The organism is Pseudomonas sp. Fl4BN1 (assembly GCF_009908285.1).
In the GTDB taxonomy this organism is placed as follows: domain Bacteria; phylum Pseudomonadota; class Gammaproteobacteria; order Pseudomonadales; family Pseudomonadaceae; genus Aquipseudomonas.
This window is the reverse complement of sequence record NZ_JAAARM010000052.1, coordinates 18346-33802: the sequence shown is the minus strand read 5'-3', so window position 1 is coordinate 33802 and position 15457 is coordinate 18346. Positions and strand designations below refer to the sequence as shown.

Below are 15457 nucleotides of genomic sequence, written 5' to 3'. Positions count from 1 at the left end.
CGGGTTGGGCGGTTTTAGGTCATGGGCTGTTGTTGGTTTTACCGGCGAAACGGTATTTGTCCCATGAACTATCAGGAGCAGAGCAGAAACTGTGCCAGCCATTGAGGCTGTCGGTTTATATAAATTAATTCATATAAAACAATGGTTTATATGGGAAACACAGGGGCTTGTGCAGCCCTTGAAACATCAGCGCTGGGGGGTAACAGCCGGGCCCCGGACAAGTGCGTCTTTATTGCACCTTGGGGGCGATTGGGTGCACGAGGTGTTTTGCTGGTGAACAGGCGTGCAAAAAAAGGCCGGTCCCCGGGACCGGCCACAAGCCTTGCAACAGGACGCCACCGACGGTTACAGATCCAGCACCAGGCGCTGGCTCTTGCAGCCGGAGACACACACCATCATCGAGCGGTTGGCCGCACGTTCGGCCTTGGTCAGCACCCCGTCGCGGTGGTCGATCTCGCCTTCCAGGACCCGGGTTTCGCAGGAACCACAAACGCCTTCGCGACAGCTGTGGTCGATGTCGCAACCTGCCTCCAGCAGGACTTCCAGCAGACTCAGCCCGGCCTGCACTTCCAGGGTGCGACCGGACTTCTTCAGCTCGACGCGGTAGTGGCTCAGCGCATCATCGCTGGCGACGGTCTCGAGAGCGACGAAGCGCTCGACATGCCCGTGGGCATACCCCAGGCGTTCGCAGGTGCTTTCAAAGGCATCGAGCATCGGCGTCGGGCCGCAGCAGTAGAAGTGTGTGTCGCCAGGGTAGTCGGTCAGGTAGTCCCCCAGGTCCGGCGGTAGCCCTTGCTCATCGTTGAAGTGATAGCGGACCGAGCCTTCTAGCCCATCGATGGCGACTACCAGTGCGGCCTCCTGGCGAGTGCGGGCGCAGTAGATCAGCTCGGCGGATTTTCCCAGGGCCAGCAACTGGCGGAACATGCAGTAGATCGGTGTGATGCCGATGCCGCCGGCCACCAGCACGCTGTGGGGCGCGCTCAGGTCGAGCTGGAAGTTGTTGCGCGGTGCCGAGATCGACAACGTCATGCCCACGCGCAGCTGGCTGTGGACGTATTCCGAGCCTCCGCGGCTGTTGCGGTCGCGCAGGATGCCCACCTGATAACGCCCCGGGTCACTGGGTGCATTGAGCAGCGAGTAGCTGCGCACCAGGCCGTTGGCCAGGTGCAGGTCGATATGGGCACCGGCCTCGAAGGCCGGGAACTGGGTGTCGCCCAACGGCCGCAGCTCGACGCTGATGATGCCTTCGGCTTCATAGTGCAGGCTTTGCACCCGGGCGGTGAGGAGCGGGGATTTGCACATCATTCACCTCTTTCAAGACAGCGCCGGCAGGGATCGAGTCTGATCCCGGCCGGTCAGGTTCATGCCAGTTGCTTAGCGTCGATCAGTTCCAGCTGGGCCTTGGCCGCGTTCTTCAGGTAGCGCCGCAGGCGCACCACACCCAAGTCATGCTGGTAGAGGTTCTCGCGCTGGTTGGCGTCCGGCTCCATGAACTCCAGCAACACCCGGTCTTGCTCCAGCACCGCCCAGTGCCGGGCTTCCAGACGGTTCTTGTAGAGGAAGCGCCAGGTGTCGCGTTGCCAGCCGGTCAGCGGTCGGCAGCGCCAGTGGAACACCGCCGCCAGGGCGCGACTGCTGGGGGTGTAGCTGCCGATGATGGTGAAGTTGCCACCGGGGCCGCCGGTCTTCGGGTAGGGAATTTCCAGGCGCAGCCAGTGGCAGCCGTTGTCGAGAAACTCGGTCCAGTCGAAGTTCACTCCGCGCTGGCCTTCCTTCTCGAAGAAAAAGCCCTGCTCGGTGTCCCGGGTGACGAACTTGGCGGTGGCTTCGCCTTCGCTCATCGAGTGCGACATCTTGTGCAGGTAGGTGCCGTGCATCGGGTCCATGACGTTGTCGATCACGTAGCGGTAGTCGCCCTGCCACTCGGTGTAGCAGAGGAAGCTGCTCCAGTCGGGGGAGCTCAATTGCTCCGGCAGCACCAACTCCGGGGCCTCGGCCAGGTGCGGCTCGCTGGCATTGAACAGGAAGATTGCCCCGGCGGCCTCGCGAGTGTGGAACATCCGCGTCGGTCGGCTGCCTTCGAGCTTGCAGCCCGGGCTGCCGGGGACCTTGAGCACGGTGCCGTCGCAGCGCACCTCGATGCCGTGGTAGGGGCATTGCAGGCGATCGCCCAGCACCGGGCCCTGGGACAGCGGCGCGCCGCGATGGGGACAATGGTCTTCCAGTGCATGCACGCTGCCATCGTTGTCGCGCCACAGGGCGATCTTGTAGCCCAGGCGGCGGATGGACACGGGTTTGTCGACCAGTTGGTCCGACGGTAAAACCGGGAACCACAGGTCTTTCAGGCCATGGGCCAGGTGCTGCTCAACAGGATCAACGGTCAGTTGCTGGTTCATTTCTTATCACCTCCGGCGGGTCATTCGCCCAGCCGTGCCATCAGGGTTTCATAAGCATCCGTGGTCCACTCGCCGCGGGTCAGCGGGCACGGCGGGCCGGCCCGGTTGAGGTGCGCTAGCAGGTCCGGCAATTCGCTGATGCCGTTGCCGAAGGCCCGCTCGATGGCGTCGCCCAGCAGTTCTTCGAAGGGTGTATTGGGACGTTTGCGAGCCTGGTGGGGTTCCAGGTAAGGGATGTGACTGGGCATTTATTGACCTCCGTTGCGAACCCGCTCGCGGATCGCTGCGCGCACGGGAATAAAGTCGTAGGTAGGGAAAACCGCGGCCATGTTCAGGCCGCCTGGCCGATCGGCACGGCCCAGGCGTCATAGCCGTAGACCCAGTCGGCGTTGCCGCCGTCCTTGAGCCATTGGTTGCCCCGCGAGCCGATCTGGATCTGGCTGGTGCGCTCCAGGCGCGCCTGTTGATAGGCCTGCAAGGCGCTGGCGACGGACGCTGGGCCATCGAGGTCTTGCAGGTAGCGTGCAAGTACCACGGCATCCTCGATGGCCTGGGCGGCGCCTTGGGCCATGAACGGCAGCATCGGGTGGCAGGCGTCGCCCAGTAGGGTGATCGCGCCGCTGGACCAGAACGGCAACGGATCGCGCTCGTACAGCGCGGTCTTGAGCACATCGGTGCAGGCGGCGAGCAGGGCCCGGGCGTCCGGGTGGAAGGCCTGGTAGTGGCTGCGCAGCTCCTCGACATCACCGGCGCTGGTCCAGGACTCCTCATGCCAGCTGTCCTGGGCGGTGGTGGCGAAGATGAAGATGTCTTTACCCTGGTTAAGCGGAAAGGTGACGATCTGGCTCTGCGGATTGGGCCCCCACCATTTGGTGAAGGCCTGGATGTTCGGCACCTGGGCCACGCTTGCGGCCGGCACCACCGCACGATAGGCCACCACTCCAGTGAAGCGCGGATGCTCCTCGCCGAACAGCGCGTTGCGCACCACCGAGTGGATGCCGTCGGCGCCGATCAGCACATCGCAGCGGTGTCGGCTGCCGTCCTTGAAGTGCAACTCGATAGCGTCGCTGCCTTGCACCACTCGCTCGGCGCGCTTGGCGAACTGCACCTGTTCCAGGGGAAAGACCGCGGCCAGGGCGGCTAGCAGGTCGGCGCGGTGAATGGTCAGTTGTGGCGCACCGTACTTGCGTTCGGCGGCGTCGGACATTTCCAGGCGCGAGGTTTCTTCGCCGCTGTCCCACATGCGGCTGATGCGGTGGGTCGGACGCGCCGCCGGGATTCTCACTGCAGCGCCAATTCCCAGGCCGTCCAGGGCGCGCACGGCGTTGGGGGTGAGGTTGATGTCGGCGCCGACCCGCAGGAAGGCTTTCGACTGTTCGAACACGGTGACCTGGTGGCCGGCGCGGTGCAGGGCGATGGCGGCGGTGAGGCCGCCGATGCCGGCGCCGGCAATGGCAATGTTCAGGGAAGACATGGACGACTCCTGCTCAGGTTTTGGGTTTGTCGGTGAGGAATTTGCCCTGAGGCACCTCGACGTGCTGCTGGCGCCGGGTGTGGCCGTCAATGCCCCCGGCAATTGCCCATTCGGCGAACACCGTGGGCCCGGGCTCGAAGCTGCGGGGCTGCCATTCGCCGGTCAGTTGGTCCTCGTCGGCGTAGTACTCCACCAGGGCCCCGGCGGGGTTTTTGAAGTACCAGAAGAATGCTGACGACACCGGGTGTCGGCCCGGGCCGATCTCCGTGGCCCAGCCGCTGCGGGAGATGTGCATGCCGCCGCCGAACACCTCGTGCACGTCACGCACGGTGAAGGCCACGTGGTTGAGCCCGGCCCGGGGAGCCGGCAGTTGCAGCATGAACAGGTCGTGGTGGCCGCCTTCCTCGGCGCTGCGCAAAAAGGCTCCGCGGTCTGGGTAGCGGTCCGAGGCCTGGAAGTCGAAGCGTTGATGGTAGAAAGCCTCACAGGCATTCACGTCGGTGACGAAGAACACCACGTGGCCGATTTCGATCGGCGTAGCGTGTTCGTAGATCGGCGCCGGCTTGTTGATCCGGCCCTTGGTCTGCCAGGTGTTGTGGCCACTGCACTCGACCTCGATCTCGCGTTTGCGGGTCACTTGCAGGCGGATCGCCAGGCCGTTGGGGTCGGTGCAGCCGATGCGTCCGTCGGCCTCGACAAAGCCCGGATCATTGGCGATACGCTGGCTGTAAAGCGCCAGGTCCGCCGCATTGGCCACGCCCCAGACCACTTCGCGCACGGTGGAGCCGGCCTCGATGGCGGGCGGCAAGCCCGGCTTGTTCAGGTCGGCAAGCACCACGCGGCAGCCATTGAGGGTTTCGAAGATCACCTCATCGGGTTGTGCGCTGACTTGCCTGAGGCCCCAGTCGCTGAAAAAACGCACGCAGGTGTCGAGGTCTTCGACGCCGTAGGTGACTTCATCGATGCCTAAAACGCTCATTGCGCTACCTCTCGTGGCACACCGGCCCAGGCCAGTGGTTGCTCGTTCATGCCCCAATAGAGGCTCTTCTGTTCCATGTACTGGAGGATGCCCAGGCGGCCCTTTTCCCGGCCCAGGCCGCTGTCGCGCCAGCCGCCGAACGGCGTGGCAATCGAGAACTGTTTGTAGGTGTTGATCCACACCGTACCGGCTTGGAGCTTGCGGCCCAGGGCCCAGGCGCGTTTGTAGTCGCGGCTCCAGATACCGGCGGCGAGGGCGTAGAGGCTGTCGTTGGCCTGCTCCAGCAGCTGTTCTTCGTCATCGAAGGGCAGGGCCACCAGCACCGGGCCGAAGATCTCTTCCTGGCACACCTGCTGCTGGTTGCCGAGGCCTTCGAGGATGGTCGGCGGGTAGTAGAAACCCCGCTCGTAAGCCGTGCCGTGCAGACGCTCGCCGCCCAGGCGCAGACGGCCGCCGGCCGCCAGTCCGATAGCCACATAGCGCTCCACGGATTCTCGGTGCTCGGCGCTGATCAGCGGCCCCATCTGGGTTTGCTCATCGGCCGGGTCGCCGACCCGCAAGCGGCTCGCGGCGTCCACCAGCCGGTCCATGAATGGCTGGTACAGGTTGCGGGCGACAAACAGCCGGGAACCGGCGATACAGGCCTCGCCCGAGGAACTGAAGATCCCGTACAGCACGCCGGCCACGGCGTGATCGAGGTCGGCGTCGTCGAGGACGATGGTCGGCGACTTGCCTCCCAGTTCCAGGGACACCGGCATCATCTTGTCGGCGGCGATATGGGCGATGTGCTTGCCGGTGCGGGTGCCACCGGTGAAGGACACTTTTTTTACCAGCGGATGCCGGGTCAGGGCGTCCCCCAGCAGCGAACCCTTGCCCGGCAGCACGCTGACCAGCCCCTTGGGCAGCCCGGCGTCCTCGCAGATGTGGGCCAGTTGCAGGGCCAGCAGCGGGGTGATTTCCGCCGGCTTGATTACCACTGCATTACCGGCGGCCAGGGCCGGCGCAAGCTTCTGTGCCTCACTGGCGATGGGCGAGTTCCACGGGGTGATCGCGGCGACCACGCCCATGGGCTCGTAGACGCTCATGCTGACGAAATCTCCGCGGGACGGGGTGATGGTTTCCTCCAGGGTTTCGCAGGCAGCGGCGAAGAACTGGAAAGTCCCGGCAGCACTGGCCACCAGTGCCCGGGTTTCATTGATCGGCTTGCCGTTGTCCTGGCGCTGCAATTGCGCCAGCTCCTCGCTGCGCAGTCGGATCAGCTCGGCGATGCGATGCAGCACCGCCGCTCGCTCGTGGGGTTTGCGCTGGGCCCAGCCGCTGTGCAGGAACGCCCGATGGGCGCCGCGCACTGCCTCCTCGACATCCTGCAGATCGGCGGCATTGAGCCAGGCCACCACCTCGCCGGTGGCCGGATAGCGACTGGCATACCGGGCACCACGGCCCAAGCGCCATTCACCGGCAATGCAGATGGGTAAAGACTGTTCAAGATTCATGGACACCTCAGCTGCGTCTTTCATATCGATATGCCGTGGGCGTGGTTGCCCAAGGCCCGGATCACGCTGTAGACGGTCAGCGCCGAGGTCTTGGGGTTGGCTGCCAGGGGCTTGCCGCGCAAATTCAGCTCGAAGCCGCCGAAGGCGCCCCGGGCCTCGAACTGGTGGACGTTTTCGTCACTGTTGGGGTCGGCGATCAGTGTCACCTGGGTGCGGTCCAGGCCCAGGCCGGCCAGGGACAGGGTGGCGGCGACGTTGGCGTTCTTCGGGTACAGCCGCGCGGCTTCCCGGGCGCTGCCCTGGAAGATCACCGTGGCCTCGCTGATGCGCTCCAGGTCACAGGCCTGCTCGCCCGGGGTGTTCCTCCAGGCAAGCGCCGGCTTGCGTCCGGTGTAGCTGACCGAATCGAGGCCGCCGACCTTGGCTGCCGACAGGGCATCGATGCCGCCGATAGCCCCCGGCAGCAGCTCGATGCGCGTGTTGCCGCGTTCGGCCGCCGCTTCCAGGCGTTCCACCAGGCCCACTTGCGAGAGCGCGCCAACCGAGACGATCAGGCAGGCGATGCCGCGTTCCAGAGCCGGCAGCACGTGCTGTTCCAGGGCGCGGTGGCCGGCGCACTCCAGCAGCAGGTCCGGGCGTGCCTTGGCCGGCAGTTCGCCGAGTACCTCGGGCGGGTGCTTGAAGCGGGCCAGGCGCTGGCGTACCGCGGCTTCGGACCCAGGGGAAACAATGACGTGGTCGATCCGCAGTTGCGGGTCATGCTCCAGCAGTTCCAGTACGCCCAGGCCAATCGCCCCGCAGCCGATCATGGTGATGTGCAACATGCTGCAATCCTCAGGCGTTGGCCTTCTGGGCCTGGGTCTCGCTGTTGGGCGGACCGGCGAACTGGGTGGCGAAATTGCCGACGCTGAGCATGTCCACTTCCAGTAGGAACGGGCCTGGCTGGCTCATGGCGTTGTCCAGCAGGCCACCGAAATCCTTGAGGTCGCTGACCAGGCCGTGGCGCAGGCCGATGGATTCGGCGAGCTTGCTGTAGTCCGGGGTGTGCAGATCTACGTAGCAATGGCGGCTGCCATAGACCGCGTCCTGGATATTGCGGATGACCCCGTAGCGCTGGTCGTTCATCAGCAGGATCACCAGGTTGACGCGCTCCTGGACCAAGGTCGCCAGCTCACCGAGGTTGAGGATGAAGCCGCCGTCGCCGGCCAGGGCGAAGACCTTGCGCCGGGGCGCATTGACCGCAGCGGCCACGGCGGCGCCGATGCCCATGGCCAGGCCCTGGCCGATGCCGCCACCCAGGGCGTGGATCCCGGAGAGTGGGTGATAGAGGGTCAGCAGGCGGTTGCCCCAGATGCTGTTGGACAGGGTCACGTCGCGCACCCAGGTGAAGTCGCGGCCGGTGCTGGCCTGCAATTGCTCGACCATGGCCGAGTAGGGGCCCAGGTCCGCCAGCAGTTGCTGGCGCGAGGCGGCGCGCACCGCCTGGAGTTCAACGAGAAATTGCGGGTCGCAGGCAAGGCGCCCCTCCAGGCGGTCGGCCAGGCCTTCCAGGGCCAGGGCGGCATCGCCACAGACAAACAGCTCGCTGGCGTAGCTGCGGCCCTCGATGGCCGGGTTGGCGTCGATGCGCAGGGTATTGCGTGGCAGCTTCAGGCTGTATTTGAAGGTCTCGTTGCTGCGCAGGCGTGAGCCGGCGATCAACAGTGCGTCGCAGCTTTGCAGGAACTGCTCGACCTGTTTGTTTTGCGAGAAGGCGCCGAGGCAGCGTTCATCGTCCTCGTTGACCACGCCCCGGCCCTGGGTCGAGGTGATGATCCCCAGTCCCAGGTCCATCAAACGCTTGACCTGAGGCCCGGCGTGCCGCGCACCGCCGCCCAGCCAGAGCATCGGGCGCCGGGCTTGCGCCAGACGTTCGGCCAGCAGGTCCAAGGCCTCGGCGGCAGGCACCGCCACGGCCAGTGGCAAGGGCGAGAGGTCTGTGGGCATGGGGATCAGGGTTGACTGGATGTCGATGGGGATTTCCACACTCACCGGCCCGGTCGGCGCGGTCAGGGCAGTCTGCACCGCCAGCTTCAGGGTGCTCAGGGCGGTCTCCACGCTGCGCACTCGGAAGGCCGCCTTGGACACCGCCTTGAGCATGCTCAGCTGGTCCCGGGCTTCGTGGATATAGGCCAGTTCCTGGTCCAGATAGGGGGTTTCGATCTGCCCCGTCAGGTGCAGCAATGGCGTGCCGGCGGTCAGCGCCTCCACCAAGGCCCCGGCGGCATTGCCGGCCGCGGTGCCGGTGGAGGTCAGGCACACGCCCAGGCCGCCACTGGCCCGGGCATAGGCATCGGCCATGTTGGCCGCCCCGGCTTCGCCTCGGGCCATGACGAAGCGGATGTTGCCGCGCACCGCGAAGGCATCGAGGATCGGCATGTTGTGGATCGAGATCACGCCGAAGGCGGCCTTGACTTCGCACTGTTCGAGAAAGGCGGTGATGACGGCACCGACGGTGACCATTGGTTCGTTACGCATGGCGGCAGAGGCCTCCGGAAACATCGATATGGCTGCCTGTGGTGTAAGCGCTAAGAGGCGAGGCCAGGAACAGGATGGCTTGGGCTGCCTCGATCGGCAGGCCCAGGCGTCCCAGGGGAATCTGTTTGCGCTGGGCCAGTTGGGCGGTCCATTGCGTCCAGTCGAGGTGGCGCTCCTCGCGGGCTTCGAAGCGGCGGCGCCATTGCCCGGACTCCACCAGGCCAATGAGGATGCCGTTGACCCGGATGTCGTCGGCGGCGAACTCGGTGGCCAGGGAGCGCACCAGGTTCTGCACCCCGGCGCGGGCGGCGGAAGTCGCTACCATGTGCGCTTCCGGCTGGCTGGCCAGCAGCGAGTTGACGCAGACAATGGTCGCCTCGGGCTGGCCGTCGAGCTGGGGCTTGAAGGCGTGCACCGGGTTGATCACCGAGAAGAACTTCAGATCCAGTTCTTCGCGCCAGGCGGCGGGGCTGGTGTCGGCAAAGTTCGACACCCGGCCTTGCCCGGCGTTGTTGATCAGCACGCTGGCCGGTCCCAGAGCCTTCAGGCTGGCGCTGGCGAAGGCGTCCACGGCAGCGGCATCGAGCACGTCGCAAACCTGGGCCAGCAGCTGTGCCTCGGCAAAGCGCTCGCGCAAGCGGCCTTCGGCCGTTTCGAGGCGGCCCGGGTCGCGACCGCAGAAGGCCACCTTGGCGCCGGCCTGCAGCAGCAGTTCGACGCAGGCCAGGCCAATGCCCGAAGAGCCGCCGGTGACGATGGCCGTGCGGCCTTGCAGTTGATAAGGGTTCATTTCAATCCCTCATCAAGGCGGTGACGCGCGGCTGCCCGTCGTGGGCGGCGCTGTTGTAGTTGAGCAGGCGCGACAGTTCGTCGGCGCTGCGGCGCACCTGCAGCAGCAGCTCGTTGTAGTTGATGTGGCCGACCTGGGTGGTGGGAATGGTCACCCCCAGGGCTGCGACTATGTCGCCACTCTGGTCGCGCACCGGCGCCGCGACCGTGGAGATGCTCGACTCGAAGAACCCTTCGCCGCTGACAAAGCCGCGCTGGCGGTCGGCCTGGACCATGTCGAACAGCTCCAGCACGGTTTTCGGCGTGCTGTGGCTGTGCTGCTCCAGGTGTTCTTCCGGGTACAGCTCGCGCAGCTCGGCCAGGGACAGGTCCCCCAGCAGTACGCGGCCGAGCACCGTGGCGTGGGCTGGCAGGCGGGTGCCGACATTCACCGCGCTGGAGAACACCGACGGCGGCGAGACCTTGGCCACGTAGACGATCGAGCGGCCATCGCGCACCACCAGGTTGCTCGGGTAGTTGAGGCGGTCGCACAGGCGCGCCAGCAGCGGCTGGCCGAGCTCGGTGAGTTCCAGCGAGGCCAGGTACTCGAAGCCCAGGCGCAGCACCGACATGCCGAGGCGGTATTCGTTGCCGCTGCGGGTGACAAAACCCATGGCTTCCAGGGTGGTCAGCAAACGGAAGATGGTGGAGCGCGGCAGGGCCAGGCGCCGTGCCAGTTCCGGAGCGGTGAGGGTGCGGTTGCTGCGGCTGAACTCGCACAGCAGCAACAGCCCGCGTTCCAGGCCCGGGACGATGTATTTGTCCTGAGGGTCCTTCAGATCCGAGTCATTCATGGGCAGTCACCTTTCAAGGGTGGAGTGAGGGCGGCGGCCAGGCGCCGGGCGACCTCGTGAGGTTGTTCGATGGGGCTGGCGTGGCCGGCGTGGTTGATCGGCTGGAAGCTCGCGCCGAGTGCCACGGCGAGGTCTTGGCAGCTGTCCGGCGGAGTGATCCGGTCGGCGTGGCCGCAATGCACCGAGCAAGGCATCGTCGGGCGGCCGTGGCGTAGCAGCTCATCGCCACACAGCAACTCGATGGCTTGGCGATAACCCTCGGGATTGAGCCGCGCCATGTTCCAGCGCACCCAGGCCAAGGCTTGCGGCGGGGCATGGGGCGACAGCATGTGGGCGCTGCGTTGTTCGGCCAGGCCGGCGATACCCAGTTGCTCCAGGTTGTCCAGGCGTTGCCGGCGCACTTGTTGGCGTTGCTCGGCACGCTGCGGTGCGCCATAGCCCAGGGCCGGGCTGATCAACAGCAAGTGGCTCACCCGTTGCGCCTGCGCACTGCGAGCGAACGCCAGGGCCGGTAGTGCACCGAGGGAATGCCCGACGAGTACGCATTGCTCGATCCCCAGGGCATCCAGCATCTGCAGCAGGCGGGCAGCGTATTGCTCGGCCTTGGGCGCGGGTGATTCCAGGGGGCTGGACTCGCCGTAGCCGGGTGCGTCCCAGGCAATGACCCGGGCCTGGGAGGCCAACTGCTGTGCCACCTGTAGCCAGGAGGCCGCCCCGGAGCCGATGCCATGCAGCAGCACCAGCGCCGGCCCTGCGCCACATTCGCGCAGGGCCTGCTGGCCGCCGGCTGCCGGCAGCAGGCGCTGGGGAAAGTCCCGCGCCAACTGGGCTTGCAGGTCCGCCGTCGATGCCGCTTGAGAGAGCCCTGGCAACATGGGCCTATCCGCGCTTGATCGAGGCCAGAGGGTGCTCTGGCGGGTAGGTCGGGGTGATCGGCTTTTTCGCCCCGAGCATCACGCACATCAGCGCGTCTTCATCGCCGATGTTGATTTCCTCGCGGTACACCCCCGGCGGAACCGACACCACGTCACGCTCGGTGAGGATGGTTTCAAAACGCTCGCCGTCCTTTTCCAGCACCAGCTTGAGGGTGCCGCGCAGGACGAAGAACACTTCCTCGACATCGATGTGCAGGTGCGGCGGGCCTTCGTGGCCGGCGGGGATGACCATGGTGGAAAAGGTGAAGTTTTCCGCCGCAATGGTGTTGCTGTCGTTACTGATCCCGGTGCCACCGGTGCCGATGTAGCGCATTTGCGCGCGGCGGAATTTCGGGTCGTAGTCAGCCTGGAACTTCAGCGCGTCCCAGTCGTACTTGCGGGTCTGGTAGCGGGCAATGCGGGTGTTCATCCAGCTTTCCAGGCTGGCGCCGGCGGGCCGCTCCCAGCTTTTGCGTTGGTGGTTGGCAGATAGATCGGTCATGGCAGTCTCCATTCAGGGCATGACGAACCCGCCGTTGACCGGCAGGGTTTGTCCAGTGATGAAACGGGCAAGGTCGGACAGCGCGAAGAGCACTGCGCCGCTGACGTCTTCGGGCAATTGCGGGCGTTGCAGGGCACGTTGGTCGTGGTACAGGCGGTGGCGGGCCTCAGGCACGTAGGCGGTGGCTTCCACCTGGACCAGGCCGGGGGCGATGGCGTTGACGGTGATCCCGTCGCTGCCCAGCTCTCGGGCCAGGCTACGGGTCATGGCGATGATCGCGCCCTTGCTGGCGACGTAGGCCAACAGGTTCGGCGCGCCCCACAGCGGGGTGTCCGAGGCCAGGTTGACGATGGCGCCGTGACCGCTGGCGCGCAGGGCCGGCAGGCAGCCCTTGGTCATCAGCCAGGTGCCGCGCACGTTGACCTGCATCACCTGGTCCCAGGTTTCCAGGCTCAGCTGTTCACAGCTCTTGCCCCCGGAGTTGGTGATCGAGGCGTTGTTCACCAGGCCGTCCAGGCCACCCAGCAGGTCCACGGCGGCGCCGATGCAGGCGTCGATGGAGCCAGGCTCGGCCAGGTCCAGGCTCAGGGCGCGGACGTCCAGGCCCTGGTGGCGCAGATCGATGGCGGCCTGTTGCACTCGCTGTTCCAGTACGTCGGCAATCACCACGCGGGCCCCGGCGCGGCCAATGGCTTCGGCGAAGGCATAGCCCAGGCCGCGGGCGGCGCCAGTGACCAGGACCCGACGGCCCTGGAGCAGATCGCTTGGGGTCTTCATCATTGGCTACTCAACATGGCTTTGGGCAGGTAATGCAGGACGCGTTTTTCCGCCCAGACCACGGCGCCGTAGGCGATTACCCCGATCAAGGTCAGCATCACGATGGCGACAAATACCCCGGCGGTATTGCCCTGGCCCTCGGCGTCCACCAGCAGGAAGCCCAGGCCCTGGTTACCGCCCACCAGTTCGCCGACCGTGACCCCGATCACCGCCAGGGTCGAGGCGATGCGCAGGCCGGAGAACAGCGCGGCCATGGCCGAGGGAAACTCCACCAGGCGGAAGATCTGCCAGCGGCTGGCGCTCATGGTGCGCACCAGGTTGATCATGTCCGGGTCCACGGTGCGGATCGCCGACAGCACGTTGATCATCACCGGGAAGAACACGATCAGGATGGCGATCAGGATCTTCGGGTAGACGGTGTAGCCCAGCCACATCACGAACAGCGGCGCGAAGGCCACCTTGGGCGCGATCTGCAAGGCCAGGATGTAGGGCGAGAGCACCGCCTCGGCGGTGGGCGAGAGGCCCAGGGAGACGCCGATGGCCAGGCCCAGGAAGGCCCCGAGGGCGAAGCCGACGATGATCTCCAGGGCGGTGACCAGGGTGTGCTGCCAGAGGTTGCCGGTTTGCCACATGGCCAGGCTTTCCTGGGCTACGCGGCTGAGCTTGGGCATGACGAATTCAGGCATGCCCAGCAGCCCCGGGCCCCATTGCCAGAGCACCAGGAACAGCAGCAGCAGCGCGGCGCTGCCGAGCACGGAGTGATTGAGGGTTTTCATCCGGGGTTTTACCTCGCAGGTGGTGGCCGTCATTGCGCGGCCTCCGGGCTGTCGATGAACTGGTTGGTATAGAGGTCGTCGAGCTTGGGTTCCTGGCTGACGATGCCTTCGCTGACATAGAACTGGCGCACTTGCTCCAGGCGTTGCGGATCGATGCGTCCCAGTGTCTGCTGGCCGGCGTAGACGTGTTCGACGTAGAGCTTGAAGACCCGCTCCAGGGCGTCTTCCTTGCCGGTGTAGGCCGGCACCGCCTTGGCGAAGGTCTGCGCCGCGGCGCGCGGGTCCTGGATGATGTCGCGCATGCCGTGCAGGGTGGCCTGGACCACCCCGCGCACCAGTTCCGGCTGGTCGCGGATCGCGGCGTCGGAGGCGAGGATCGCCTGGGCCATGCTTTCGAAAATCTGCTCCCGGGGAATCAGCCGCACCTTGACCCCGGCGTCTTCGGCATTGATCACCCAGTCCGGCACCGCGGCCATGGCCTGGGCCTTGCCGGCAGCGAACAACTGCCAGACTCCGGACGGGCCGGCGGCCTGGATGTCCACATCGTTCTTGCTCAGGCCGGCTTTGCGCAGGGAGGCGAGCAAGGCGTAGTAGGTGGTGTCCGAGTAGGACATCACGGTCAGGGTCTTGCCCTTGAGGTCGTCGATGGCCTTGATCCCGGCGTTTTCCGGGGTGGCGACCAGGGTCACCCCGCCGGACCCCAGCACCGCTACCGCGCGCACCGGAATGCCGTTGGCCCGGACCACGATCGGGGTATCGCCGAGGGCCCCGCCCATCAGCGCGTTACCGGCACCGATCTGCTTGGCCACATCGACCCCGCCCTTGGCGGCGATAAAGGTCAGGTTGAGGTTCTGCGCGGCGTAGTAGCCTTTTTCCTTGGCGATGATCCAGGGCGCGAACGCTGGCAGGTTGGGCGGTGCCGGCAGCAGGTAGGTGACTTCCACCGGTGCGGCCAGCGCGCCGTGCGCCAGGGTCAGGCCGAGGGTGATTGCGCCGGCCCGACTGAGTCTTTGAAGCAGCGACTTGAGCATGGGTACTCCTGGATCGGTTGAGGCCCGCGGGGGCATTGATCAATGCAGTTCGAGGTCCTGGCCGACTTGCAGCAGCTCCATCAGGCGCCCCACCAGTGGGCCGATCTCTGGCAGCTTGCGGCGCTCCAGGGGGTTGTCCCGCAGCGGCAGGTTGACCGGGATTTCTTCGACGATGGTCCCTGGGCGAGCGCTCATGACCAGCAGGCGGTCGGACATGGCGATGGCTTCCACCAGGTCGTGGGTGATGAACAGGGCAGTCTTCTTGGTGTCGGCCAGCATCCGCGCCATGTCCTGTTGCAGGATCATCTTGGTCTGGGCATCGAGGGCCGAGAACGGCTCGTCGAGGAACAGCACCTGGGGGTCGATGGCCAGAGTCCGGGCCAGCGCTGCGCGTTGACGCATGCCACCGGACAGCTGGAACGGGTAGTGCTCGGTGAAGCCCTTGAGGTGGCAGCGTTCCAGCAGGTCATTGGCCACGGCTTCCCGAGTGCCAGGGTCGACTCCCTGGATCTCCAGGCCCAGTTCGACATTGCGGCGGATGCTGCGCCAGGGCATCAACAGGTCCTTCTGCAGCATGAAGGCCACCCGCCGTACCGGCCCGGTCACTGCCTCGCCGCCTACCAGCACTTGCCCCTCGCTGGGTAGGTAGAGGCCCGATCCCATGTTGAGGATGGTGCTTTTGCCACAGCCGGACGGCCCGATGATCGAGACCACCTCGCCGCGGCGAATCTTGAAATTCACTTCACGAATGGCGAAAGGAGCACTGGACTGTCCCTTGCCCGGAAAACATTTACCGACATTGCGAAATTCAATTTCAGTCGGCTCCAATTCTTCCTTGGGAAGTGGGGCATTCGATTGCGGCACGACGGCATACATCTCTTTCACAGCCATTGGTATAGTTCTCTGGTCTGTTTTATAGGTGATACGTCGTTTAGTGCATGAACAATGCCAGTGAATTAGTGATCAAGTTTTT

At 65.6% G+C, this 15457-nt stretch carries 16 protein-coding genes; all 16 read right to left on the bottom strand.

The genetic code is table 11. The features are described 5' to 3' along the window. Nucleotides 1-345 precede the first annotated feature (345 nt). Complete coding sequence (locus GV818_RS31645; protein WP_161778509.1) at nt 346-1305, bottom strand: PDR/VanB family oxidoreductase; 960 nt, start codon at nt 1303-1305, stop codon at nt 346-348. Nucleotides 1306-1364: 59 nt separating this feature from the next. Further along, a complete protein-coding gene (locus GV818_RS31640) occupies nt 1365-2399 on the bottom strand; it encodes an aromatic ring-hydroxylating oxygenase subunit alpha (protein WP_161778508.1) in 1035 nt (344 codons plus the stop codon). Between the two features lie 20 nt (nt 2400-2419). Beyond that, the gene (locus tag GV818_RS31635; RefSeq protein ID WP_161778507.1) at nt 2420-2647 is read right to left on the bottom strand and encodes a recombinase-like helix-turn-helix domain-containing protein; all 228 of its coding nucleotides are present in this window, start codon (nt 2645-2647) and stop codon (nt 2420-2422) included. Nucleotides 2648-2730: 83 nt separating this feature from the next. Next, nucleotides 2731-3873, bottom strand: a complete 1143-nt coding sequence (locus tag GV818_RS31630; protein ID WP_161778506.1) for an FAD-dependent monooxygenase — start codon at nt 3871-3873, stop codon at nt 2731-2733. Nucleotides 3874-3886: 13 nt separating this feature from the next. Then, nucleotides 3887-4852, bottom strand: a complete 966-nt coding sequence (locus GV818_RS31625; protein WP_161778505.1) for a VOC family protein — start codon at nt 4850-4852, stop codon at nt 3887-3889. Next, nucleotides 4849-6345, bottom strand: coding sequence for an aldehyde dehydrogenase (locus GV818_RS31620; RefSeq protein WP_161778504.1), 1497 nt, complete (start codon nt 6343-6345; stop codon nt 4849-4851). Before GV818_RS31620 ends, GV818_RS31625 begins: the two co-directional genes overlap by 4 nt. A 20-nt stretch (nt 6346-6365) precedes the next feature. After that, nucleotides 6366-7169, bottom strand: a complete 804-nt coding sequence (locus GV818_RS31615) for an aspartate dehydrogenase (protein WP_161778503.1) — start codon at nt 7167-7169, stop codon at nt 6366-6368. Between the two features lie 10 nt (nt 7170-7179). Continuing rightward, nucleotides 7180-8862, bottom strand: coding sequence for a thiamine pyrophosphate-binding protein (locus GV818_RS31610; protein ID WP_161778502.1), 1683 nt, complete (start codon nt 8860-8862; stop codon nt 7180-7182). Beyond that, entirely contained in the window at nt 8855-9652 is a 798-nt protein-coding gene (locus GV818_RS31605; RefSeq protein WP_161778501.1) for an SDR family oxidoreductase, read from the bottom strand. The genes GV818_RS31610 and GV818_RS31605 overlap by 8 nt, the downstream gene beginning before the upstream one ends. A 1-nt stretch (nt 9653) precedes the next feature. Beyond that, a complete protein-coding gene (locus tag GV818_RS31600) occupies nt 9654-10484 on the bottom strand; it encodes an IclR family transcriptional regulator (protein WP_161778500.1) in 831 nt (276 codons plus the stop codon). Continuing rightward, entirely contained in the window at nt 10481-11359 is an 879-nt protein-coding gene (locus GV818_RS31595) for an alpha/beta fold hydrolase (RefSeq protein WP_161778499.1), read from the bottom strand. The genes GV818_RS31600 and GV818_RS31595 overlap by 4 nt, the downstream gene beginning before the upstream one ends. A 4-nt stretch (nt 11360-11363) precedes the next feature. After that, a complete protein-coding gene (locus tag GV818_RS31590; RefSeq protein WP_161778498.1) occupies nt 11364-11900 on the bottom strand; it encodes a cupin domain-containing protein in 537 nt (178 codons plus the stop codon). A 12-nt stretch (nt 11901-11912) separates the two neighbouring features. Further along, nucleotides 11913-12677, bottom strand: a complete 765-nt coding sequence (locus tag GV818_RS31585; protein ID WP_161778511.1) for an SDR family oxidoreductase — start codon at nt 12675-12677, stop codon at nt 11913-11915. Next, nucleotides 12677-13453, bottom strand: coding sequence for an ABC transporter permease (locus GV818_RS31580; protein ID WP_161778510.1), 777 nt, complete (start codon nt 13451-13453; stop codon nt 12677-12679). Before GV818_RS31580 ends, GV818_RS31585 begins: the two co-directional genes overlap by 1 nt. A gap of 29 nt (nt 13454-13482) precedes the next feature. Beyond that, nucleotides 13483-14484: an ABC transporter substrate-binding protein gene (locus tag GV818_RS31575; RefSeq protein WP_161778497.1), complete on the bottom strand. Its 1002-nt coding sequence runs from the start codon at nt 14482-14484 to the stop codon at nt 13483-13485. A gap of 39 nt (nt 14485-14523) precedes the next feature. After that, a complete protein-coding gene (locus tag GV818_RS31570; protein ID WP_256679575.1) occupies nt 14524-15360 on the bottom strand; it encodes an ABC transporter ATP-binding protein in 837 nt (278 codons plus the stop codon). Between the last annotated feature and the right edge of the window lie 97 nt (nt 15361-15457).

Bases quoted from the DNA above. Each gene is read 5' to 3' on its own strand.
- GV818_RS31625 (WP_161778505.1), bottom strand. From the start codon at position 4,852: ATGAGCGTTTTAGGCATCGATGAAGTCACCTACGGCGTCGAAGACCTC.
- GV818_RS31595 (WP_161778499.1), bottom strand. From the start codon at position 11,359: ATGTTGCCAGGGCTCTCTCAAGCGGCATCGACGGCGGACCTGCAAGCC.
- GV818_RS31585 (WP_161778511.1), bottom strand. From the start codon at position 12,677: ATGAAGACCCCAAGCGATCTGCTCCAGGGCCGTCGGGTCCTGGTCACT.
- GV818_RS31580 (WP_161778510.1), bottom strand. From the start codon at position 13,453: ATGAAAACCCTCAATCACTCCGTGCTCGGCAGCGCCGCGCTGCTGCTG.
- GV818_RS31640 (WP_161778508.1), bottom strand. From the start codon at position 2,399: ATGAACCAGCAACTGACCGTTGATCCTGTTGAGCAGCACCTGGCCCAT.
- GV818_RS31615 (WP_161778503.1), bottom strand. From the start codon at position 7,169: ATGTTGCACATCACCATGATCGGCTGCGGGGCGATTGGCCTGGGCGTA.
- GV818_RS31605 (WP_161778501.1), bottom strand. From the start codon at position 9,652: ATGAACCCTTATCAACTGCAAGGCCGCACGGCCATCGTCACCGGCGGC.
- GV818_RS31575 (WP_161778497.1), bottom strand. From the start codon at position 14,484: ATGCTCAAGTCGCTGCTTCAAAGACTCAGTCGGGCCGGCGCAATCACC.
- GV818_RS31645 (WP_161778509.1), bottom strand. From the start codon at position 1,305: ATGTGCAAATCCCCGCTCCTCACCGCCCGGGTGCAAAGCCTGCACTAT.
- GV818_RS31620 (WP_161778504.1), bottom strand. From the start codon at position 6,345: ATGAATCTTGAACAGTCTTTACCCATCTGCATTGCCGGTGAATGGCGC.
- GV818_RS31600 (WP_161778500.1), bottom strand. From the start codon at position 10,484: ATGAATGACTCGGATCTGAAGGACCCTCAGGACAAATACATCGTCCCG.
- GV818_RS31590 (WP_161778498.1), bottom strand. From the start codon at position 11,900: ATGACCGATCTATCTGCCAACCACCAACGCAAAAGCTGGGAGCGGCCC.
- GV818_RS31570 (WP_256679575.1), bottom strand. From the start codon at position 15,360: ATGTATGCCGTCGTGCCGCAATCGAATGCCCCACTTCCCAAGGAAGAA.
- GV818_RS31630 (WP_161778506.1), bottom strand. From the start codon at position 3,873: ATGTCTTCCCTGAACATTGCCATTGCCGGCGCCGGCATCGGCGGCCTC.
- GV818_RS31635 (WP_161778507.1), bottom strand. From the start codon at position 2,647: ATGCCCAGTCACATCCCTTACCTGGAACCCCACCAGGCTCGCAAACGT.
- GV818_RS31610 (WP_161778502.1), bottom strand. From the start codon at position 8,862: ATGCGTAACGAACCAATGGTCACCGTCGGTGCCGTCATCACCGCCTTT.